General features: G+C 65.2%; 16 protein-coding genes. 10 read left to right on the plus strand and 6 right to left on the minus strand.

All coding sequences use genetic code 11. From position 1 onward, the window contains the following. Positions 1–74: 74 nt before the first annotated feature. On the minus strand, positions 75–818 hold the full coding sequence (gene rpsB / locus F7R19_RS02155; protein WP_061958361.1) for a 30S ribosomal protein S2: 744 nt from the start codon (positions 816–818) through the stop codon (positions 75–77). Positions 819–1,166: 348 nt separating this feature from the next. Between rpsB and map the strand changes: the two genes are divergently transcribed. The 3 genes from map (at position 1,167) to F7R19_RS02170 (ending at position 6,597) form a co-directional block, all read left to right on the plus strand. Continuing rightward, on the plus strand, positions 1,167–1,985 hold the full coding sequence (gene map / locus F7R19_RS02160; protein ID WP_061958360.1) for a type I methionyl aminopeptidase: 819 nt from the start codon (positions 1,167–1,169) through the stop codon (positions 1,983–1,985). A gap of 78 nt (positions 1,986–2,063) precedes the next feature. After that, positions 2,064–4,637: a [protein-PII] uridylyltransferase gene (locus tag F7R19_RS02165; protein WP_150979214.1), complete on the plus strand. Its 2,574-nt coding sequence runs from the start codon at positions 2,064–2,066 to the stop codon at positions 4,635–4,637. Between the two features lie 37 nt (positions 4,638–4,674). Further along, entirely contained in the window at positions 4,675–6,597 is a 1,923-nt protein-coding gene (locus tag F7R19_RS02170; protein WP_150979215.1) for a pseudouridine synthase, read from the plus strand. Between the two features lie 58 nt (positions 6,598–6,655). Here F7R19_RS02170 and F7R19_RS02175 read toward each other — a convergent pair whose 3' ends face one another. Continuing rightward, the gene (locus tag F7R19_RS02175; protein WP_150979216.1) at positions 6,656–7,573 is read right to left on the minus strand and encodes a helix-turn-helix transcriptional regulator; all 918 of its coding nucleotides are present in this window, start codon (positions 7,571–7,573) and stop codon (positions 6,656–6,658) included. Positions 7,574–7,684: 111 nt separating this feature from the next. On the opposite strand from F7R19_RS02175, the gene F7R19_RS02180 reads away from it, so the two are divergent. Then, on the plus strand, positions 7,685–9,184 hold the full coding sequence (locus F7R19_RS02180; RefSeq protein WP_150979217.1) for an MFS transporter: 1,500 nt from the start codon (positions 7,685–7,687) through the stop codon (positions 9,182–9,184). Here F7R19_RS02180 and def read toward each other — a convergent pair. From def to smc, 4 genes are read right to left on the minus strand one after another with little or no spacing between them, the layout of a single operon-like run. After that, a complete protein-coding gene (gene def, locus F7R19_RS02185; protein WP_061959423.1) occupies positions 9,172–9,705 on the minus strand; it encodes a peptide deformylase in 534 nt (177 codons plus the stop codon). The genes F7R19_RS02180 and def overlap by 13 nt on opposite strands. Further along, positions 9,702–11,855: an NAD-dependent DNA ligase LigA gene (gene ligA / locus F7R19_RS02190; protein WP_150979218.1), complete on the minus strand. Its 2,154-nt coding sequence runs from the start codon at positions 11,853–11,855 to the stop codon at positions 9,702–9,704. Before ligA ends, def begins: the two co-directional genes overlap by 4 nt. A gap of 14 nt (positions 11,856–11,869) precedes the next feature. Continuing rightward, on the minus strand, positions 11,870–13,240 hold the full coding sequence (locus F7R19_RS02195; protein ID WP_150979219.1) for a cell division protein ZipA C-terminal FtsZ-binding domain-containing protein: 1,371 nt from the start codon (positions 13,238–13,240) through the stop codon (positions 11,870–11,872). Position 13,241: 1 nt separating this feature from the next. Continuing rightward, positions 13,242–16,757, minus strand: coding sequence for a chromosome segregation protein SMC (gene smc, locus F7R19_RS02200; RefSeq protein ID WP_150979220.1), 3,516 nt, complete (start codon positions 16,755–16,757; stop codon positions 13,242–13,244). A 461-nt stretch (positions 16,758–17,218) separates the two neighbouring features. On the opposite strand from smc, the gene F7R19_RS02205 reads away from it, so the two are divergent. The 6 genes from F7R19_RS02205 (at position 17,219) to dapE (ending at position 22,304) form a co-directional block, all read left to right on the plus strand. Continuing rightward, a complete protein-coding gene (locus F7R19_RS02205; protein ID WP_061959427.1) occupies positions 17,219–18,058 on the plus strand; it encodes a ferritin family protein in 840 nt (279 codons plus the stop codon). Between the two features lie 112 nt (positions 18,059–18,170). Further along, a complete protein-coding gene (dapC, locus tag F7R19_RS02210) occupies positions 18,171–19,370 on the plus strand; it encodes a succinyldiaminopimelate transaminase (protein ID WP_150979221.1) in 1,200 nt (399 codons plus the stop codon). A gap of 100 nt (positions 19,371–19,470) precedes the next feature. After that, complete coding sequence (gene dapD / locus F7R19_RS02215) at positions 19,471–20,298, plus strand: 2,3,4,5-tetrahydropyridine-2,6-dicarboxylate N-succinyltransferase (RefSeq protein ID WP_061959429.1); 828 nt, start codon at positions 19,471–19,473, stop codon at positions 20,296–20,298. 85 nt (positions 20,299–20,383) lie between these two features. Beyond that, entirely contained in the window at positions 20,384–20,743 is a 360-nt protein-coding gene (locus F7R19_RS02220; protein ID WP_223505753.1) for a hypothetical protein, read from the plus strand. A 38-nt stretch (positions 20,744–20,781) separates the two neighbouring features. After that, positions 20,782–21,129 carry an arsenate reductase gene (locus F7R19_RS02225; RefSeq protein ID WP_150979222.1) on the plus strand — a complete coding sequence of 116 codons (348 nt, stop codon included), beginning with the start codon at positions 20,782–20,784 and terminating at the stop codon, positions 21,127–21,129. A 23-nt stretch (positions 21,130–21,152) separates the two neighbouring features. Next, the gene (gene dapE, locus F7R19_RS02230) at positions 21,153–22,304 is read left to right on the plus strand and encodes a succinyl-diaminopimelate desuccinylase (protein ID WP_061959432.1); all 1,152 of its coding nucleotides are present in this window, start codon (positions 21,153–21,155) and stop codon (positions 22,302–22,304) included. The last annotated feature ends 9 nt before the right edge of the window (positions 22,305–22,313 follow it).

A 22,313-nucleotide genomic window follows, 5' to 3' on the forward strand; every position in this document is an offset into this window, starting at 1 on the left:
GTGCCCCCTTTCTTGGATGCCGCAAGGCGAGCGCCCGTGACCGGTGTGCCCCGGCCTCAGGCGCAGGCGGGCAATCAGCCTTCCTGAACTTCGACGAATTCGTCGTCGCCGCGCACGGCTTCCACCACTTCCTGCACCGCGTTGGCACGGCCTTCCAGGATGGCGTCAGCCACGCCGCGCACGTACAGGGCCACAGCCTTGCTCGAGTCGTCGTTGCCCGGGATCACGTAGTCGATGCCTTCCGGGGTGTGGTTCGTATCGACCACGCCGATCACGGGAATGCCCAGCTTGTTGGCTTCGGTCACGGCAATCTTGTGGTAGCCGACGTCAACCACGAAGATGGCGTCCGGAACGCCGCCCATGTCCTTGATGCCGCCGATGGACTTTTGCAGCTTGTCCATTTCGCGCTCGAACATCAGCGCTTCCTTCTTGCTCATGGTTTCCAGCGCGCCGGCTTCCTTGGCGGCTTCCATGTCCTTCAGGCGCTTGATCGAGATCTTGACGGTCTTGAAGTTCGTCAGCATGCCGCCGAGCCAGCGGGCGTCGACGTAAGGCATGCCGGCGCGGCCAGCTTCCTCAGCCAGGATTTCGCGCGATTGACGCTTGGTGCCCACGAAAAGCACGGTGCCGCGGTTTGCAGCCAGTTGACGCACGTACTTCAGCGCGTCCTGGAACATCGGCAGGGTCTTTTCGAGGTTGATAATGTGGATCTTGTTGCGATGACCGAAGATGTAAGGGGCCATCTTCGGGTTCCAGAAGCGGGTTTGGTGGCCAAAGTGGCAACCGGCTTCCAGCATTTCGCGCATAGTGACGGACATGTGAGGGACTCCAATAGGGTTGTGTCTGAAGTCCGCCCCGACATTCCTGAAAAGGAACACCCCGGATGGGCGGACCAGCGATTTACAAAAAACGACCAATCAACAACATTTGCCGGCGAACTGCCCAATCAATTCGGGACCGCCACCAAGCAAGCCGACGATTGTAGCAACAAAGCCATGGTCTGCTCAAGCCCTGCTTGCAACCCGAAGAACACCCTGCGAGCTTTAGTCAATCGACGAATCCCCGTATTTCCCTGCTTTGTCGTCACGAAGGTGAGATAATCCCGCTTTGCGAACAGATTTCGGCACAGCTTGTGGCTGCGCCATCACATTTCCAGGCAACGCAGCATGAGTATCCATATCAACACCGCCGAAGACATCGCCCAAATGCGCGTGGCTTGCCGCCTTGCCTCCGAAGTCCTCGACTACATCACGCCCCACGTGAAGCCCGGTGTCACCACCGGCGAACTCGACAAGCTCTGCCACGCCTATATGCGTGACGTACAGGGCACCGTGCCGGCGCCGCTGAACTACGCGCCGCCCGGATACCCGCCCTTCCCGGGCGCCATCTGCACTTCCGTCAACGACGTGATCTGCCACGGCATCCCAGGCGACCGCGTGCTCAAGAGCGGCGACGTGGTGAACCTGGACATCACGGTAATCACCAAGGAAGGCTACTACGGCGACACCAGCCGTATGTTCGTGGTCGGCGAAGCCTCGATCCTGGCCAAGCGCCTGTCGCAGATCACCTATGAATGCATGTGGAAGGGTATCCAGCAGGTGCGCAACGGCGCGCGCCTGGGCGATATCGGGCATGCCATCCAGGTTCACGCGGAAGGCGCGGGCTACAGTGTGGTGCGCGAGTACTGCGGCCACGGCATCGGCAAGGTATTCCATTCCGATCCGCAGATCCTGCACTATGGCCGTCCCAACACCGGCATGGAAATCAAGACCGGCATGATCTTCACGGTCGAGCCGATGATCAACGCCGGCAAGCGCGACATCCGCACGATGCCGGACCAATGGACGGTAAAAACGCGCGACCGCAGCCTGTCGGCGCAGTGGGAACACACGGTGCTGGTGACCGAAACCGGCTACGAGGTGCTCACGCTGTCGGCGGGCTCGCCCGTGCCGCCGGCCTTTATCACAGACACCGTCGCGGCCTGATCCCGCATCCACGCCAGGGCGCCCACCAAGGCGCCCTTTCTTCTTCCAGCCGTGCCCACGAACTCGCCCGCCTACCCCATGGACACCACGCCGGAATTGCTGCTCTGCCAGCGCATTCGCGACAAGCTCAAGGCCGACAAGCAGGCCCTGTTCGCTGATTTCGACGTCACCAATCAGGTCACGCCGCTGGTGACCAGGCTGCGCCGCGCCGTCGACGCCGCACTGGTGGAAGCGTGGACGAGCCTGGAATTGCCGGCCAGCGCCGCGCTGGTGGCCGTGGGTGGCTATGGCCGCGGCGAGCTGTTCCCGTATTCTGACGTCGATGTGCTGCTGTTGCTGCAAGCCGAGCCTGACGCCGACACGGCCGCCCGGCTCGAGCGCTTCATCGGCCTGTGCTGGGATCTGGGCCTGGAAATCGGCTCGTCGGTGCGTACGGTCGACGACTGCATCCGCGAGTCGGCGGCGGACATCACCATCCGCACGTCCTTGCTCGAAGCCCGGCTGCTGACCGGCAACAAGCCGCTGTTCCAGGCCATGCAGACGCGCTACCTGGCCGATATGGACGCCGCCGATTTCTTCCAGGCCAAGCTGTTGGAACTGCGGCAGCGCCACGCCAAGTATCAGGACACGCCCTACGCGCTGGAACCGAACTGCAAGGAAAGCCCGGGCGGATTGCGCGATCTCCAGGTCATCCTGTGGATGACCAAGGCAGCGGGCCTCGGCGACAGCTGGAAAGAGCTTTTCGAGCGCGGCCTGCTGACCGAGCGCGAATCGCAGGAACTGGCGCGCAACGAACGTCTGTTGCGCACGATCCGCGCGCGCCTGCACCTGCTGGCCGGGCGGCGCCAGGACGTGCTCGTGTTCGACTTGCAGACTGCGCTGGCCGAAGCGTTCGGCTATCGTCAGACCACGCACAAGCGCGCCAGCGAACAGTTGATGCGGCGCTATTACTGGGCCGCCAAGGCGGTGACGCAGCTCAACAGCGTGCTGCTGCTGAACATCGAGGCGATGCTGTTCCCGAGCGAATCGAAGGTGACGCGCGTCATCAACGAACGCTTCGTCGAACGCCAGGGCATGCTGGAAATCACCAGCGACGATCTGTACGAACAGAATCCGCACGCGATCCTGGAAACGTTCCTGCTGTACGAGCGCACGCCGGGCGTGAAGGGGCTGTCGCCGCGCACCCTGCGCGGGCTGTACAACGCGCGCACGGTGATGGACGCCAGTTGGCGCAACGACCCGGTCAACCGCAAGCTTTTTCTGGCCATCGTGCAGGAACCGCAAGGCATCACGCATGCGCTGCGCCTGATGAACCAGACCAGCGTGCTGGGCCGCTATCTGATCAACTTCCGCCGCATCGTCGGCCAGATGCAGCACGATCTGTTCCACGTCTACACCGTGGATCAGCACATCCTGATGGTGGTGCGCAACATGCGCCGCTTTGCCATCGTCGAGCACACGCACGAATTTCCGTTCTGCAGCCAGTTGATGGCCAGCTTCGACCGGCCGTGGGTGCTCTGGGTGGCGGCGCTGTTCCATGACATCGCCAAGGGCCGCGGCGGCGATCACTCCAAGCTCGGCACCGTCGATGCGCGGCGCTTCTGCAAGCAGCATGGCATTTCGCGCCAGGACACCGACCTCATTGCGTGGCTGGTGGAAAATCATCTGACGATGAGCCACGTGGCGCAAAAGCAGGACATGACCGATCCCGAGGTGGTCAAGGCGTTTGCGCAGGTGGTCGGCAACGAGCGCTACCTGACGGCCTTGTACCTGCTCACGGTCGCCGATATCCGCGGCACCAGCCCGAAGGTCTGGAATGCGTGGAAAGGCAAACTGCTGGAAGACCTGTACCGCATCACGCTGCGCGTGCTGGGCGGCGCGCAGCTCGATCCGCATTCGTTGTGGGCGCAGAAGCGCGATGACACGATCGCGCAGTTGCGCCTGAAGGCGTTCGACCCCGAACTGGCCAAGCCGCTGTGGAACAAGCTCGACATGTCGTTCTTCATGCGCCACGATGCGCGCGACATCGCCTGGCTGACGCGGCACCTTTTCAACCAGGTCGATGCGGTCGAGCCGGTGGTCAAGGCGCGCATCTCGCCGGCCGGCGAAGGGCTGCAAGTCGTGGTCTACGTCAAGGACCAGCCCGACCTGTTCGCGCGGATCTGCGGATATTTCGAACGCAAGGCCTTTTCGATCCAGGACGCCAAGATCGAGACCACGCGCGATGGTTACGCGCTCGACACCTTCCAGATCACCGATCCCGGCCTGGACGGCGACTATCGCGACATCCTCGCGCTGGTCGAGCACGAACTGGCCCAGCACGTGCGCCAGGAAAGCCCACTGCCCGACCCCACCCAGGGCCGGCTGTCGCGCCAGTCGCGCAGCTTCCCCATCAAGCCGCGCGTGGACTTGCGTCCCGACGAACGTGGCCAGTATTACCTGCTGTCGGTGTCCGCCAACGACCGCACCGGCCTGCTCTACGCCATCGCGCGGGTGCTGGCCAAACATCGCGTGTCCGTGCATTCGGCGCGCATCAATACGCTCGGTGAACGCGTGGAAGACGTGTTCCTGGTCGACGGCTCGCGCCTGACCGCCGACAACCGATTGCAGATTCAGCTTGAACAGGATTTGCTCGACGCGCTGGCCATCTGACTCTTCCGATGGCCAGCGCATGAGCGCTTGGAACGATATGACCGATAGCACCCCTCCCGGCCGCAAGACGCTGGGCATCAAGACCACCTCCACCTCCGACGCACCGCGCAAGGCGAAGCGGCCTGTACGCGTATCGGACTTGAACCGCAAGCGCGTCCAGGACGTGGTCACGGGCATCAAGCAAGCCAAGGAGCGCGCATCCGAAAAGGAAAAGCGCAAGCCCGCGGAAGGCGCGCCGCGCCCGGAACGCCAGGCCCGCCCAGCGCGCCCACGTCCGGCCGAAGGGGAACGCGCGCCACGTCGTTACAGCGATGAAAATCGCGCCGAACGTCCGCGTCGCTTCGACGACCAGAATCAGACCGACCGTCCACGCCGCTTCGCAGGCAACGAAGGCGCAACCGATCGCCCGCGTCGTTACGGCGATGACAATCGCGCCGAACGTCCGCGCCGCTTCGACGACCAGAATCAGGCCGACCGGCCGCGCCGATTTGCCGGCAACGAAGGCGCAACCGATCGTCCGCGCCGCTACGGCGATGACAATCGCGCCGAACGTCCGCGTCGCTTCGACGACCAGAACCAGTCCGACCGGCCGCGCCGATTCGCAGGCAACGAAGGCGCAACCGATCGTCCGCGCCGCTTCGCAGGCAGCGAAGGCGCAACCGATCGCCCGCGTCGTTACGGCGATGACAATCACGCGGAGCGTCCGCGCCGATTCGCAGGCAACGAAGGCGCAACCGATCGCCCGCGCCGTTACGGCGATGACAATCGCGCCGAACGTCCGCGTCGCTTCGACGACCAGAACCAGACCGACCGTCCGCGCCGATTTGCCGGCAACGAAGGCGCAACCGATCGCCCGCGTCGTTACGGCGATGACAATCGCGCCGAACGTCCGCGTCGCTTCGACGACCAGAACCAGGCCGACCGGCCGCGCCGATTTGCCGGCAACGAAGGCGCAACCGATCGCCCGCGCCGTTATGGCGATGACAATCGCGCCGAGCGTCCGCGTCGCTTCGACGACCAGAATCAGACCGACCGTCCGCGTCGCGATGACAACGGCCCGCGCCGTGGTGCTGCGCCGGCGCGTCGCTTCAGCGACACCGCAGACCGCGCCCGCCCGGTGCGCACCGAGCGCGACGATCGCCCGGCGCCGCGTCCCGCCGCTGCGCAGGCGCCAGCAGAGCCGCGCGACGACGGTCTCGTCCGTCTTTCCAAGCGCATGTCCGAAATGGGCCTGTGCTCGCGGCGCGAAGCCGACGAGTGGATTCCGCGCGGCTGGGTGCTCGTCGATGGCAAGCCGATCACCGAGCTCGGCACGCGCGTGCGCCCCGATGCGGAAATCGAAATCCTGCAGGAAGCGCGTTCGGAACAAGGCGAGCGCGTGACCGTGCTGCTGAACAAGCCGATCGGCTACGTGTCGGGCCAGGCCGAGGACGGCTACGAGCCCGCCGCCGTGCTGTTCGCGCCTGAAAACCAGTGGGAAAACGATCCCACGCGCAAGCGCTTTGCGCCGTGGCAGCGCAAGAATCTGGCCCCGGCAGGCCGGCTCGATATCGACTCCACGGGCCTGCTCGTGCTGACGCAGGACGGCCGCATCGCGCGCGCCCTGATCGGCGACGATTCCAATGTCGAAAAGGAATACTTGGTGCGCGTGGAGTGGGAATCGCCGCAGGGCCCGGTCGAGCGCAATATCAGCGCGGTATTTCCTGAGGACCTGCTCGAACGGCTGCGTTTTGGCCTGTCGCTCGATGGCGTGCCGTTGAAGCCGGCCAAGGTGAGCTGGCAGAACGAGGAACAGCTGCGTTTTGTGCTGCGCGAAGGACGTAAACGCCAAATCCGCCGCATGTGCGAACAGGTGGGACTGAAGGTAGTCGGCTTGAAGCGTGTGCGCATGGGCCGCATCGTGCTGGGCGATCTGCCGCCGGGCCAATGGCGCTTCCTGGGCGCGTTCGAAAAATTCTGACGCCTTGCCGACCGCCGTGCACCGCCGCCCGCGGCGCACGGCGCGACGCTTCGAATGCTCAGGCCGGCTGTGCGATGTCGCGCAGCGCCGGCAGCTTGCGCAACGCCGCCTCGGCGTGCTCGTTGGCCGGCACATAGACCAGCAGCCGTGCTCCATTACGCGGCGCGGTCCAGAAATTCGTCTGGGTCAGGTTGAACGGCCCAGTCGCGGGATGCGTAAAGCCTTTTACGTGGTTCTGAATGCCCCGCACCTGATAGCGCTGCCATAACCCGCGAAAACGATCCGACGCCGCCATGTAGCGCGCAAGCTGTGCCTCCCACAGCGGATCCTGCACGTGCTCGGCCATCGCCGCGCGATACAGCGCGACCATATGGCAGATCATGCCTTCCCAATCGATCACCGCGCTGCGCCAGCCCGGGTGCGTCAGCGCCAGGTAAATGCAATTGCGGTCTTCGGGCGGCAGGCGCGGAATATCGACGCCCAGCAGCCGGCAATACGCGTCGTTGTGCGCCACGATGTCGAATCGCGCGTTCTGCACCAGCGCCGGAATCGGATCGAGCTGGTCGAGCAGACGCTGCACGGTGATCGATACCGTTTCGCAAGCAGCCGTGCCCGCCAGGGCCGACGGACGTTGCAGACCAGCCAACGTGAACAGATGATCGGTTTCCGATGCCGAGCACTGCAGCGCCGCCGCCACCGCGTTCAGCACCTTTGGCGAAACGCGAATGGGGCGACCCTGTTCGAGCTTGGTGTACCAGGTGATGCCGATGTCGGCCATCGCTGCCACTTCCTCTCGCCGCAAGCCCGGCGTGCGGCGGCGTCCGATCCGCGACAAGCCAAGCCGCGCCGGATCGAGGCTTTCGCGGCGTGCGCGCAGGAACGCGCCAAGTTCAGCCTCACGGCCCGTCGCCGCAATGGCCTCGTGTGAGTCGAGATCCGAATCCAATAACGATGAAGGGTCCTGGCGGGCGTTCACGATGCTTCACTCCTGCATAGCCTGACACTTTTTATACCAGTCTAACTGGACTCTTGTACCAGTCTGGATGGGTGACCATACTCCGGACCTCAAGCTTTGTCGAGGTCCTCCATGCGCACCCCACCCGCTACCGTTTCCACTGCAACGCCGGCTGCCACGCCAGCATCGACTGCCGCCACGCCGACGCTTGGCCCCGGCGGTCTCTACGTGCTGCTGGCCGGGCAATTGCTGCCGCAGATCGATTTCTCCATCGTCAACGTCGCACTGCATCCCATCGAGCACGGCCTGCATGCCAGTGCGACCGAGCTGGAACTGCTGGTGGCCGTCTATGGCGTGGCCTTCGCCGTCTGTCTGGCGATGGGCGGTCGGCTTGGCGACAACTTCGGCAGGCGACGGATCTTCAATCTGGGCGTGCTGCTGTTTGGCATCGCCTCGCTGCTATGCGGCGTGGCCGGATCGATGCCGATGCTGCTCGGTGCGCGGCTGCTGCAAGGCGCGGCGGCCGCGCTGTTGGTGCCACAAATCCTGGCGACGATCCACGTCGGCCTGCGTGGTGCGTCGCACGCGCGTGCGCTTGCTCTGTTTGCGTCGGTGGGCGGCATCGCGTTCATCATCGGACAGGTGCTGGGCGGTTTCCTGGTCGACGCCGACATTGGCGGGCTCGGCTGGCGCAACGCCTTCCTGATCAACCTGCCCGTCTGCGCGGCGATCCTTGCGCTTTCGCCGCGCGTCATTCCGGAAACGCGCCGCGACAATGCAGCCGGCGTCGACGTTCCCGGCACGACGCTGCTGGCCATCATCATCCTGGCGATCCTGCTGCCCATTTCGATGGGGCCGATGTTCCACTGGTCGTGGCCGTTGCTGACGGTGCTGATGTCCGCCGCACCGCTTACGCTATGGCTGTGGCGCGTTGAACTGCGCCAGGAGCGGCGCGGCGCCCGGCCCCTGATGCCGCCTTCGCTGGTACGGCTGCCGAGTGTGCGCTTCGGCTTTATCGTGGCGATCCTGTTCTATGCGTGCTGGAGCGGCTTTATGTTCGTGCTGGCACTGGCGTTGCAGGGCGGCGGCGGCATGACGCCGACCATGGCTGGCAACGCGTTCATTCCGCTGGGCTTGGCGTTTTCGGTCACCGCCTTGCAGAGTCCGCGCATCGTGAATTGGCTGGGCCGCACGCGCGTGCTGGTGTGCGGTTGCCTGATCCAGATGGCCGGCATGGCGGCGCTGGCCTGGACACTGCGCCATGTCTGGCCGCATCCGGACCTGCTGAACCTGGCGGCGCCGACCATGCTGATTGGCGTGGGCAATGCGATGGTGGTGGGCTGCTTCTACCGCATCGGTCTGGCGGATATTCCGCCCGAACACGCCGGTGCGGGCAGTGCCGCACTGGCAACGGTGCAGCAGGCTGCGCTGGGATTGGGCTCCGCGCTGTTGGGCTCGGTATTCGCCCAGTCGCTCCATCATGGCGGCGGCTATCTCGACGCCACGTTGGCCAGCCTGGGCGCGGAACTGTGCGTGATGACGATCCTGGTGGCCGCGGCGCTGGTTTATCACACGCGCCACGGCCAACCGGTGCAGGCGCGCTGCGCCGCCGCCCCGGCTCAGTCGTCGTAGTTGGCCGGCAACTCCGGGAACAGCACTTCCGTAAAGCCAAAGCGCGTGAAGTCCTGGATCCGCATCGGATACAGCACGCCGATCAAATGGTCGCACTCGTGCTGTACCACGCGCGCGTGGAACCCCTCGGCCACGCGGTCGATCGGATTGCCCAGCAGGTCGAATCCCGAATAGCGCAGGCTGGCATGGCGCGGCACCACGCCGCGCATGCCGGGCACCGACAGGCACCCTTCCCAGCCCTCCTCCATGTCGTCGGACAGCGGTTCGAGCACCGGGTTGATCAGTACCGTCTTCGGCACGGTGGGCGCGTCCGGATAACGCGGATTGCGGTCGAAGCCGAAAATCACCACCTGCAGGTCCACACCGATCTGCGGCGCGGCAAGCCCGGCGCCGTTGGCATGTTCCATCGTGTCGAACATGTCGTCGATCAGCACCCGCAGCTCGGGCGTATTGAAGTGCGTCACGGGCCGCGCCTTCTGCAGCAGCCGCGGATCGCCCATCTTGAGAATCTCGCGAATCATTGCGCGTCTCCGGTTTGCACTGCAGCGGAATCGGCCAGCAGTTTCAACATGCCGTCCTCGTCGAGTACCGGCACGCCAAGCGCCTGCGCCCGCTCGAGCTTGCTGCCGGCCTCGGCGCCTGCCACGACATAGTCGGTTTTCTTCGAGACCGATCCGGCCACCTTGGCGCCGGCCGCTTCGAGCTTTTCCTTGGCGTCCTCGCGCGACATCGTCGGCAAGGTGCCGGTCAGGACGATTGTCTTACCCGCCAATGGCAGCGGCGCGCGCGCGGCGGGCTCGGATTCCGGCCAGTGTACGCCGGCGGCGCGCAGCTGTTCGATCACCTCGACGTTGTGGGCCTCGGCCAGGAAGTTCGCGATCGACTGCGCCACCACGGGCCCCACATCGTTGACTTCCAGCAAGGCGGCTTCGTCGGCGGCCAGCAGGTTGTCGAGCTTGCCGAAATGCTTGGCCAGATCCTTCGCCGTGGCTTCGCCCACGTGTCGGATGCCGAGCGCAAAAATAAAGCGATTCAGCGTGGTTTCGCGCGAAGCGTCGATCGCCTGCACGAGGTTGGCGGCCGACTTGTCGGCCATACGATCGAGCGCCGCCAGCTTGGCCACGCCGAGTTTGTATAGGTCGGCCGGCGTGCGCACGATGCCCTGGTCAACCAGTTGTTCCACCACCTTGTCGCCCAGGCCTTCGATATCCATGGCGCGGCGCTGCGCAAAATGCAGCAGCGCCTGCTTGCGTTGCGCCGCGCAGATCAGTCCGCCCGTGCAGCGCGCCACGGCCTCGCCTTCGAGCTTTTCGACATGCGATCCGCATACCGGGCACGCCGTGGGCATGACAAACGCCCGCGCGTCGGCGGGACGCCGCTCCAGCACCACCGCCACAACTTCGGGGATCACATCGCCCGCGCGACGAACGATGACGGTATCGCCGATATGCACGCCCTTGCGGCGGATTTCGTCTTCGTTGTGCAGCGTGGCGTTGGTCACCGTCACGCCGCCGACAAACACCGGCGCCAGCCGCGCGACCGGCGTGATTGCGCCGGTGCGGCCCACCTGCACCTCGATATCCTCGACTGTGGTGGTCATTTCCTGGGCTGGAAACTTGTGCGCCAGCGCAAACCGCGGCGCGCGCGAGACAAAGCCCAGTTGCTCCTGCTCCGAAATCGCGTTGACCTTGTAGACCACGCCGTCGATGTCGTAGGGCAACTGATCGCGCCGCTGACCGATATCGCGGTAAAACGACAACAATCCTTGCGCGCCCCGCACCACGCGGCGCTCGTCGCAAACGGGTAGACCCATTGCGGCAAACCCGTCGAGCATTACGCTGTGCGTCGGCGGCCGGTCGGCGCCCTGCAGTTCACCGAGCCCATAGGCAAAGAACGACAGCGGACGCTTGGCCGTGATGCGCGGATCGAGCTGGCGCAGACTGCCCGCCGCGGCATTGCGTGGGTTGACGAACGTTTTCTCGTCCGCGTCGGCCTGGCGCGCGTTGAGCTTGTCGAATTCGGCGCGATACATGAACACTTCGCCGCGGACTTCCAGCACCGCTGGCGCCTTGCCGCGCAGCTTCAGCGGAATGGCCTTGATCGTGCGCACATTGGCGGTCACGTCCTCGCCGGTCTCGCCATCGCCGCGCGTCGCGGCCTGCACCAGCTTGCCGTCCTCGTAGCGCAACGACATCGCCAGGCCGTCGAACTTCAGTTCGCACGAATACTCGACCGCGTTGTCGGCGGCATCGGCCGCGCCGAACAGATCGTCCGCGGGTGCTGCGGCGGCGGGCGCGCGGCCCAGCCCCTGCGCACAGCGCCGGTCGAAATTGATTACGTCCTCGTCTTCGAAGCCGTTGTTCAGCGACAGCATCGGCACACGGTGACGCACGGTGTCGAATGCCGACAACGGCGCCCCGCCCACCCGTTGCGTAGGTGAATCGTCGGTCAGCAGATCGGGGTGTTCGGTCTCCAGTGCCTGCAGCTCGCTGAACATCGCGTCGTATTCGGCATCGGGAATCGTCGGCGCATCGAGCACGTAATACTGATGGCTATGGCGCTCGATTTCAGCGCGCAGCCATTGCACGCGCTGCGCCGGCGTCGCATCGGCGGGCAAAGCGCCGGCGGGCGCCACGGCCGGAGCCGGCGCGCCTGGGGTCTTGGCAGTCATGGGACGGACTCCTGCTACAGGCTGAACAGGCGAACGGCCACCGGGGATCCGGCCGGCATGCCACGGGCTTCCAGCTTGTCGTAGAGCTTTTCGAGCTGGGTGAAGATCGCCACGAACGACGCCTCGGTGAGCGGACGCATATTGTCGTCGACCAGTTGCGCGCCCATGCGTTGCGCGAGGCTGTAGCCGTATTCGCAAACCGTCTTGAACGGCTTGATTTCCTGCGGCGCCTGCGGCACGTCCAGCAACAGCGTGATCTGGCGGCCCGCGTTGAGCGTCAGGTCATCGCGCAGGAAATTGGTGTCGCCGAACTGCAGCGTAAACAGCGGCTTCTGCACGCCGTCGGCATCGGGTTCGTAGCGGATGAAGCGCGTGCCGTCGCGCGACAGCACCAGGCCGTCCTGCGTGGCCACAGTCTGCACATAGGCGGCGGACCACGGCGCGCCGTCCGAGATGACATTGACGCCAAGCTGCACATCGGCCCCTGCGGCAAAGCCGTCCAGCTCGCGCGCGTTGGCCACGGTTTCGGTCATGTCGGGCAGATCGGCCGACGCATCAAGCGATTCGGCGAGCGCCTCCACGGCGTTGACGAACTCGGAGAATTCCAGCGCGTTGAGCGGACCGCTGCGATTGGCCAGTTGCACCGCCACTTGCAGGTCTTCATATTGATGGCCGGCCGTCACGGCTTCCCAGGCGTTGGTTTCCGCGCGCAGGCCTTCGATGTGCACCTGCTTGGTTCCGGCGCGGCGCAGGCGGCCCGTCAACGGCAGGATCCGGTCCCCCGAGGCCTTGCGTTCGAGGTGCATCGGCACGATGCAGTCGATCAGCGGATCGATCAAGGCGGGCGTGGGCTGGCCGTCCGGCACCGCGGGCTCGGCCTTGGCGGTTGGCTGTGCGCTGGCGTGCGCGTGCGCTTCGGTGCGGCTGTCCGCGTGAGTTTCCGAATGGGCCTCGGAATGGGCGTCCTGACGTGTGTCCGCATGCGCATCCGATTGCGCGGCTGCACCGGCTTCGGCGTGCCCGGCGGCTACCGCCACCTCGTCGGCCACGATCTCGTCGGCATCGGCCGAACCAGCGGCGGCGTGCGCGGCCACGGTCGCCGTGGCGACATCGGCCGGATCGTCGCGTTCCGGCTGCAAACCCTTGCCGGCCTGACCCAGCGTGGGCTCGCGGCGCGATACGTGTTCGGGCGGCGCTTCCTTGAGCCTGGCCTGCGTCTCGGGCTGCGTGGTCTTGCCGACCACCGGCTCGCGCATCGGCGGCAGGTCATCCTCGGGCATCAGCGGGCGCACGCGGCGCGCCTTGTGAATCTGCCAGCGGTTATAGGCCACCAGCAACAGCAGCAATACAACCCCCGCGATGATCAGTGCGTTTTGCAGTTCCATCTTAAGCGGCCTCCGCCATCGATACGGCTGCATCCATGTCCACCGCCACGATGCGCGAAACACCCTGTTCCTGCATCGTCACGCCAATCAGTTGATGGGCCATCTCCATCGCAATCTTGTTATGGGAAATAAATACGAACTGGGTCTTGTCCGACATGCGCGCCACCATATTGGCGTAGCGCTCGGTATTGGCGTCGTCCAGCGGCGCATCGACCTCGTCGAGCAAGCAGAACGGCGCCGGATTGAGCTGGAACATCGCAAACACCAGTGCAATTGCCGTCAGCGCCTTTTCGCCGCCGGACAGCAGGTGGATCGTCGAATTCTTCTTGCCCGGCGGCTGCGCCATGACCTGCACGCCGGCATCGAGAATTTCCTCGCCAGTCATGATCAGGCGCGCCTGCCCGCCGCCGAACAGCGATGGGAACAACTCGCCAAAGTGATGATTGACCTGATCGAACGTGCCTTGCAGCAGCGCGCGCGTTTCCTGGTCGATCTTGGCGATGGCGTCTTCCAGCGTATTGATGGCGTCCGTCAGGTCGGCCGACTGCGCGTCGAGGAAAGTCTTGCGCTCGCGCGCGGCGGCGAGTTCGTCCAGCGCGGCCATGTTGACCGGTCCCAAGGCGTTGATGGCGTTGTTCAGGCGCGTGACTTCGCCCTGCAGGTACGACGGCTTGAGGTCCGCCGTCAGTTTTTCGGCCAGCGCGGCCTCGTCCACTTCGGCCGTGGCCAGTTGCTCGGTGAATTGCTCCTGGTTCAGGCGCGCCGCCTGTTCCTTGAGCTGGCATTCGGTGATGCGATCGCGCAGCGGCTGCAGGCTTCGCTCGGCGGCCAGGCGCTGCTCATCGAACTGGCGCAGTTGCGCGGACAGCGCATCGAGTTCGATGCGCGCGGCGGACAGCTTCTGCTCCTTTTCGGCGCGGATCTCGAGCGCTTCCTGCAGCCCGGTATTGGCGGTCTGCTCGTTGATGGTCTCGAGTTCCGCGCGCGCGTTTTCGAGCGATTCCGCGATGCGTTCGCTCTGATCGCCGGCCATCTGGATATTGCGGCGCAATTCGTCGATGCGTCCGGCCAGGTTGCGCTCGGCAAACAGCGCTTCCTGCGCGGCGCGCTCCAGATCGCGCAATTGCTGACGGGCGCCGGCCAGCTTGGCATCCATCGCATCGAAGGCCATCTGCTGGTCTTCATGCGACGCCTGCAGCTCGGCCAGTTGCGCGTCGTGCTGCTCGAACGCGGCCTCGGACTCGGCGCGGATGGCGCGCTGCTCATCGATCTGCGCATCGATTTCGGCCAGTTCCTCGCGGATCTGTCCGCTGCGCGCGGAAAAACGCTCCATCGCCTGCGACAGCTTGAGCACATCCATCTGCAGCGCATGCACGCGGCGCGTCGCCTGTTCGGCGCGCGCACGCGCATCGATCAGCGCCGTGGCCGCATGCGTGTACGCCGCTTCGGCGCGCACCGATGCCGACTTGGCCTCATCGGCCAGCAGGGTCTGCGCGCGCGACTGCTTCTGCAGGTTCTCGATCTCCTGCTCGCGCGCCAGCATGCCGGCCTGCTCGGAATCGGCGGCATAGATCTGGATCGCATTGCGGCCGATCAGATGGCCCTCGGCGACCACGAACTGCGCGCCTTCGGGCAGCGACTGGCGCGCGGCCAGCGCCTGCGCCATGTCGGTGGCCGTGTAGACATCGGCCAGCCAGTCCTGCATGACGGCGCGGATGCCGGGCTCGGTGATCTGCAGCAGCGACATCAGCGGACGCAAGCCCGCCGGGACCTCCATCGGACGCGCGGCGGCCGGCGGCGTGTAGAAAGCGAGCTTGGCCGGCGGCGCATCCGACAGGAACGCCTTGACCCAGTCCAGGTTGGAAACTTCCAGCGCGGCGAGTTTTTCGCGCAGCACCGATTCGAGCGCGTTTTCCCAGCCCGGTTCGATGTGTACCTTTTTCCAGAGCCGCGGCAGTTCGGCCAGACCATGGCGCTCGAGCCACGGCTGCACCTTGCCATCGGTCTGCACGTTTTCCTGAAGCTGACGCAGCGCGGCGAGGCGTGCGTCCAGCGCTGCGATCGCGCCGGCTTCGCTTTGCACGCGCTCCTGCGCGGCGCGGCGCTCGGCGTCCAGGCGCGGCACCGCTTCCTCGCAATCCATCAGCACGGCCTGCGCTTCCTCGAGCATGGCCTCCTGCTCGGCCAGGTCGACGCGCAATTCTTCCAGGCGCACTTCGTCCGGGCGGTCCAGGCTCTTTTCCTCGCCCTGCAGACGTTCCTTGCGCTGCTCCAGCTGCTGCAGCAGCTGATTGGCGTTGCGTTGCTGCGCGGCTTCCAGCTTGAGCGCCTGCTCGGCCTGCATGATGCCGCCGCGCTGGTCGTTGAGCATGGTCTGCGCATCGCGCCACTGCGCTTCCAGCGTCGGCAGCTCATCGCTCTTCTGTGCCACGGTTTCCTGCGCCTCGATGGTGCGGGCCTCGGCCAGCGCCAGGTTTTCCTCGGCCTGCGCCAGCTCTTCGCTGGCCTGGTCGGCCTTGCCCTGCCACTGTTCGCGCTGCGCGCTCAGGGCCGCGATCTGCGCCTGCAGACGGTTGCGCGACTCCACCACGTAGCGGATTTCGGCCTCGAGCTTGCTGACTTCGGCGTTGGCCTCGTACAGCGCGCCCTGCGCCGCGTGCATGCCATCGGACGCCGCGTAGTGCGCCGCGCGCATCGTTTCGAGCTCCGCTTCGACATGGCGCAGCTGCGCGGTCTGGGCTTCGAGGTCGATCTGGGCCTGCTCGATGGCGCGTGCATGGCGTTCCTGCTCGGCCTGCGCCTCGCGCTTGCGCAACAGCCACAGCAGGTGCTGCTTTTCTTCGCCTTCGGCTTGCAACTGCTTGAAGCGCTGCGCCACTTCGGCCTGGCCTTCGAGCTTTTCGAGGTTGTTGCCCAGTTCGCGCAGGATGTCTTCCACGCGGGTCAGGTTTTCGCGCGTGTCGCCGAGACGGTTTTCGGTTTCGCGGCGGCGTTCCTTGTACTTCGACACGCCGGCGGCTTCTTCGAGGAAGATCCGCATGTCGTCGGGCTTGGCCTCGATGATCCGCGAGATCATGCCCTGCCCGATGATCGCGTAGGCGCGTGGCCCAAGGCCCGTGCCCAGGAAGATGTCCTGGATGTCCTTGCGTCGCACCGCCTGATTGTTGATGTAGTACGAGGACGTGCCGTCGCGCGTGAGCACGCGCTTGACGGCCACTTCGGCGTACTGGCTCCACTGGCCAGCCGCGCGGCCTTCGGCGTTGTCGAACACCAGCTCCACGCTGGCGCGCCCCGCGGGCTTGCGCGCGGTGGAGCCGTTGAAAATCACATCCTGCATGGATTCGCCACGCAACTCAGACGCGCGTGACTCACCAAGCACCCAACGCACCGCATCGATAATGTTGGATTTACCGCAGCCGTTGGGACCTACGATGCCGACCAATTGGCCGGGCACTTGAAAATTGGTGGGATCGACGAAGGACTTGAAGCCCGCCAGCTTGATCGAGGACAGTCGCACGGTTGTCGTGTGGTTTGGGCGATACGAGAAATGGAAAGGCCGGGCCGATGCCAGAGTCCGCGGCCGGACGTGACGCCAGCGCCGCAAATCACTCCCGGAGCCCGTGAGATTGGCGGTAATCATACCATCGCCAATCGCCCCTCCGGACGCTTTCTCGACCGTTGCGCGCATCATGAACACGCTGCCTGGCGCTACGAAAAACCTTTTTACATTCGCAACTTGCATGAGTTGCTGCAAGTATTTTCTAGTCCGTAAAACTGTTTCATGAAAACGTCATCGCACTAAATCCAACGGAAACTTCCTAGGGTTAGTGCTAGTCTCTGCAAATGCCTGCGTGATCCCGGAGGCCCTCTACGGGAAGCGCTCTCCCCGCCGCTCGGCCTCGACAAACACTGTCCGCCAACCCGAGCGGCCAGTCTGAAGCCTGATTGCAATCGGTACAGCAGCCTGGAGGACCCAGCATGACCGCACCATCATCGGCGCCAGTTTCCGCTGATCTCCCGTGGTCGATTTCGGACATCGACTACTCGTCCATTGATATCGCCAAGGTGCGGGACGATCGCACCCTGTTCTACCTGCTGACCGCGGCGTCGTTCATCGAAAGCGGCTCCGACACCTACGCAGGCAATCTCGCCCAGTACTACGCCGATGTGCCCGACGCCGCCGAATGGCTGTCTGACCATTGGGAAAGCGAGGAACTGCAGCACGGACGCGCCCTGCGCCACTACGTCGCGCACGTCTGGCCCGAATTCGATTGGGAGCGCGGCTACCAGCGCTTCTTCGAGGAATACAGCAAGACCTGTTCGATCGACAATTTCGAGCGCTCGCAGGCGTTGGAAATGGCGGCGCGCTGCGTGGTGGAAACCGGCACCGCGACGTATTACCGCGCACTCGAGCAGGCCACCGACGAGCCGGTGCTGCGCGACCTGACACGCCGCATCGCCAATGACGAAGTCCGCCACTACAAGCATTTCTTCCGCCATTTCAATACGCTCGCCGACCGCGAGCGGCTGGGGCGCACGCGGGTGCTGGCGGCGCTGGCGCGGCGCCTGCTGGAAATCAAGAACGAAGACGCCGAGATTGCGTTGCGCAACGTGCTGCGCATCGAGCAGGACCGCGAGGACGTATCCGAGCACGAGGTCCGCGCGCTCAATTCGCGCTGCAGCGCCGTGGTGCGCCGCCATCTTCCGCTCGAAATGACGGTCAAGATGCTGCTGCGGCCGCTGCACCTGCACGCCCGATTCGAAAGTTTTGTACGGCGGCCGATCGTCGCCATGGTGTCGCGCGTGATGTTGTATTGACATCCGCCGCGCCCCGCACGGGGCGTGCCTATTTGCGCCGATTCCGCAGGTGGGGGCGATACGCGGCATTCCTTTATAATGCTGCGTTTCAACCGCCCCGCCGCCAGCCACCGTGAATCCGCGCCTCGACCTGCTCCAGACCTATCCCTTCGAGAAACTGCGCGTGCTGGTGGCCGACGTGAAACCCGCCGACAAGCCTGCGATCAGCTTTGGCATCGGCGAGCCCAAGCATCCGACGCCCCAGTTCATCAAGGACGCCATGACCGCGTCGCTGTCGGGCCTGGCCGTGTATCCGGCCACCGCCGGCACCGATGCGCTGCGCCAGACCATCGCGGGCTGGCTGGAGCGCCGCTATCGCCTGCCGAAAGTCGATGCGGCCACCGAGGTACTGCCGGTCAGCGGCTCGCGCGAAGCGCTGTTCGCATTCGCCCAGACCGTGATCGACGCCAGCAAGCCCGATCCGCTGGTGCTTTGCCCCAATCCGTTCTACCAGATCTACGAAGGCGCGGCCCTGCTGGCTGGCGCACGCCCGGTGTTCGCCAACAGCGATCCGGCGCGCAATTTCGCGCCGGCGTTCGACCAGATCGGCGCCGATGTCTGGCCCAACGTGCAATTGCTCTATGTGTGCTCGCCGGGCAATCCGACCGGCGCAGTGCTGTCGCTCGAAGACTGGAAGCAACTGTTCGAGCTGTCGGACCGCTATGGTTTCGTGATCGCCTCCGACGAGTGCTATTCGGAAATCTATTTCGACGAGGCCACGCCGCCGCTGGGCGCGCTCGAAGCCGCCCACCGTCTGGGCCGCGGGTTCGAGCGACTGGTGATGTTCTCGAGCCTGTCCAAGCGCTCGAACGTGCCGGGCCTGCGCTCCGGCTTTGTCGCCGGCGACGCGGCGATCCTCAAGAAATTCCTGCTATACCGTACCTATCACGGCGCGGCGCTCAATCCCGCGGTGCAGGCGGCTAGCGTGGCGGCGTGGAACGACGAGGCGCATGTGCGCGAAAACCGCGCGGCGTACGTGCGCAAGTTCGCCCAGGTCACGCCGATGCTGGCCGAAGTGCTCGACGTGCAAATGCCCGATGCCGCCTTCTATCTCTGGGCCGACGTCTCGCGTACCGGCCTGAGCGACACCGAGTTCGCGGTGCGGCTGCTGGCCGAACAGAACGTCGCGGTGCTGCCGGGCAGCTACCTGGCACGCGACGCGCACGGCGTGAATCCCGGCACACAGCGCGTACGCATGGCGCTGGTGGCCACGCCCGACGAATGCCTGGAAGGCGCGCGCCGGATTGTCGAATTCTGCAAGTCGCTGGGCTGATCTTTCGCCCGCGCACCGATTGCTTTACTGAACGCCCAGGCGCCGGGGCGCATGTCTCGACGCCGCATCTCCTACACAAATCAACACTGAGAAACTCGCCATGACGCAAGCTCTGCAAGCCCTGATCGACCAGGCCTGGGAAGACCGCACCAGCCTGTCGCCGAAGTCCGCCCCGAACGATATCCGCGAAGCCGTCGCCAACGTGATTTCGCAGCTGGATGCCGGCACGCTGCGCGTGGCCGAGAAGCAAGGCGCCGACTGGATCGTCAACCAGTGGGTCAAGAAGGCCGTGCTGCTGTCGTTCCGCCTGGAAGACAACGCGCCGATGAGCGCCGGCGGTTTCGCCCAGTTCTACGACAAGGTGCCGACCAAGTTTGCCAACTGGAGCCAGGAAGACTTTGCACGCGCGGGCTTCCGCGTGGTGCCGCCCGCCGTGGCGCGCCGCGGTTCGTTCATCGCGCGCAATGCGGTGCTGATGCCGTCGTACGTGAACATCGGCGCCTATGTCGATGAAGGCACCATGGTCGACACCTGGGCCACGGTCGGTTCGTGCGCGCAGATCGGCAAGAACGTGCACCTGTCCGGCGGCGTCGGCATCGGCGGCGTGCTGGAGCCGCTGCAGGCCAACCCGGTCATCATCGAGGACAACTGCTTCATCGGCGCGCGTTCGGAGGTGGTGGAAGGCGTGATCATCGAAGAAAACTCGGTGATCTCGATGGGCGTGTACCTTGGCCAGTCGACCAAGATCTACGACCGCGAAACCGGCGAGATCCACTATGGCCGCGTGCCGGCTGGCTCGGTGGTGGTGGCGGGCAACCTGCCGTCCAAGGATGGCAAGTACAGCCTGTACTGCGCCGTGATCGTGAAGAAGGTCGACGCGCAAACCCGCGCCAAGACCAGCCTGAACGACCTGCTGCGCGGCGACTGATCCCGCCAGCCGGTTGACGCAATCGCCGCCGGGCCATTCCCGGCGGCTGGAAGTCCCGCCGATGCCATCCCTTCGCAAGCGACTCATGGCCCTCGATCCCGCCACTGTCAGTACCGTGCTCTCCCTGCTGCCGACCATTCTCGAACAGGCCAACAAGACCATCGAGAAGCTCAAGAAAGGCAAGCGCCGGGACGATGGCGCGCAGCCTGACGCAACGGAGCCGCGCGACCCGGCCGTCCGCATCGCGGAGCTGGAGGCGGCGGCCGTGCAGCAGGCCGAGTCGGTCAAGATGCTGGCCGAACAGCATGCCATCACGATCGAGGCGCTGCGCCGCGAGGCCGCGCGCCTGGACCGGCGCCTGCGGCTGATGACCGCCGTGGCCATGGCTGGCGTGGCGCTCGGCCTGGGCGGGCTGGTGATCGCCCTCAACCTGCTTTTCCGCTAACCCGGCCCCTCGCCAGGCCGCCGACCCGCACCACCATCATGACCGTCCTGCTTTACGGCATTCCCAATTGCGACACCGTCAAGAAGGCCCGCACGTGGCTGGATGCGAACGGCGTGGCATTCACGTTCCACGATTTCAAGAAGCAAGGCGTCGACGAAAAGATGCTGCGCGCGTGGCTCAGGCACGTACCGCTGGCCATGCTGCTCAACAGGAAGGGCACCACCTATCGCGCGCTGTCCGATGCCGACAAGGCAAAGGCCGAAAGCGAGGCCGGCGCGATCGCGCTGATGCAGGCCAGCCCTTCGCTGATCAAGCGTCCCGTGCTGGACCACGACGGCCAGGTCAGCGTCGGGTTCTCCGCCGACGCCTACGCCGCGCTGTTCTGACGTTTCTTGCTCCACCCTGCCCCATGAATCCGACCCTTGCCCTGACCGAAGACCTGATGCGCCGCCGCTCGGTCACCCCCGCCGACGAAGGCTGCCAGGCCGTGCTGCAGGCGCGCCTGTCCGCGCTTGGCTTTACCTGCGAAAACATCGTCAGCGGCCCTGACAGCTTCCGTGTGACCAACCTTTGGGCGGTCAAGCGCGGCACGCAAGGCGCCGCCGGCAAGCTGCTGGCGTTCGCCGGACACACCGACGTGGTGCCCACCGGCCCGATCGAGCAATGGTCGTCCGATCCGTTCGAGCCGACGCACCGCGACGGCAAGCTCTACGGCCGCGGCGCCGCCGACATGAAGACGTCGATTGCCGGCTTCGTGGTGGCGTGCGAGGAGTTCATCGCCAGCCATCCCGACCACGCCGGCTCGATCGCTTTCCTGATCACCAGCGACGAGGAAGGTCCTGCGCATGACGGCACGGTCAAGGTGGTGGAGGCGCTGCAGGCGCGCGGAGAACGTCTCGACTACTGCGTGGTGGGCGAGCCCACGTCGGTCGACACGCTGGGCGACATGGTCAAGAACGGTCGGCGCGGCTCGCTGTCGGGCAAGCTGACGATCCAGGGCGTGCAAGGCCACATTGCCTACCCGCACCTGGCGCGCAACCCGATCCATCTGGCCGCGCCCGCGCTGACCGCGCTCGTGAACGAAACCTGGGACCAGGGCAACGAGTATTTCCCGCCGACCACCTGGCAGATGTCGAACATCCACGCCGGCACCGGCGCCACCAACGTGATCCCGGGCCACGTCACGATCGATTTCAATTTCCGCTTCTCGACGGCCAGCACGCCCGACGGCCTGAAGTCACGCGTGCATGCGATTCTCGACCAGCACGGCCTGCAGTACACGCTGGACTGGACGCTCGGCGGAGAACCGTTCCTGACGCCGCGCGGCGATCTCTCCGAAGCGATGGCCGCTGCCATCGCGGCGGAAACCGGCGTCACCACCGAGCTGTCGACCACGGGCGGCACGTCCGACGGCCGTTTCATTGCCAGGATCTGCCCGCAGGTGATCGAGTTCGGCCCGCCCAACGCCAGCATCCACAAGATCGACGAACACGTGGAAGTGCGTTTCATCGAGCCGCTTAAGAATGTCTATCGTGGCGTGCTCGAACGCCTGATCGCCTGATCGTTGGAG

This window comes from Cupriavidus pauculus (assembly GCF_008801835.1).
GTDB lineage: Bacteria > Pseudomonadota > Gammaproteobacteria > Burkholderiales > Burkholderiaceae > Cupriavidus > Cupriavidus pauculus.

Excerpts from the sequence above, each read along its gene's own strand:
- rpsB (WP_061958361.1), bottom strand. The coding sequence starts at position 818 with ATGTCCGTCACTATGCGCGAAATGCTGGAAGCCGGTTGCCACTTTGGC.
- map (WP_061958360.1), top strand. The coding sequence starts at position 1,167 with ATGAGTATCCATATCAACACCGCCGAAGACATCGCCCAAATGCGCGTG.
- F7R19_RS02165 (WP_150979214.1), top strand. The coding sequence starts at position 2,064 with ATGGACACCACGCCGGAATTGCTGCTCTGCCAGCGCATTCGCGACAAG.
- F7R19_RS02170 (WP_150979215.1), top strand. The coding sequence starts at position 4,675 with ATGACCGATAGCACCCCTCCCGGCCGCAAGACGCTGGGCATCAAGACC.
- F7R19_RS02180 (WP_150979217.1), top strand. The coding sequence starts at position 7,685 with ATGCGCACCCCACCCGCTACCGTTTCCACTGCAACGCCGGCTGCCACG.
- def (WP_061959423.1), bottom strand. The coding sequence starts at position 9,705 with ATGATTCGCGAGATTCTCAAGATGGGCGATCCGCGGCTGCTGCAGAAG.
- ligA (WP_150979218.1), bottom strand. The coding sequence starts at position 11,855 with ATGACTGCCAAGACCCCAGGCGCGCCGGCTCCGGCCGTGGCGCCCGCC.
- F7R19_RS02195 (WP_150979219.1), bottom strand. The coding sequence starts at position 13,240 with ATGGAACTGCAAAACGCACTGATCATCGCGGGGGTTGTATTGCTGCTG.
- F7R19_RS02205 (WP_061959427.1), top strand. The coding sequence starts at position 17,219 with ATGACCGCACCATCATCGGCGCCAGTTTCCGCTGATCTCCCGTGGTCG.
- dapD (WP_061959429.1), top strand. The coding sequence starts at position 19,471 with ATGACGCAAGCTCTGCAAGCCCTGATCGACCAGGCCTGGGAAGACCGC.
- F7R19_RS02220 (WP_223505753.1), top strand. The coding sequence starts at position 20,384 with ATGGCCCTCGATCCCGCCACTGTCAGTACCGTGCTCTCCCTGCTGCCG.
- F7R19_RS02225 (WP_150979222.1), top strand. The coding sequence starts at position 20,782 with ATGACCGTCCTGCTTTACGGCATTCCCAATTGCGACACCGTCAAGAAG.
- dapE (WP_061959432.1), top strand. The coding sequence starts at position 21,153 with ATGAATCCGACCCTTGCCCTGACCGAAGACCTGATGCGCCGCCGCTCG.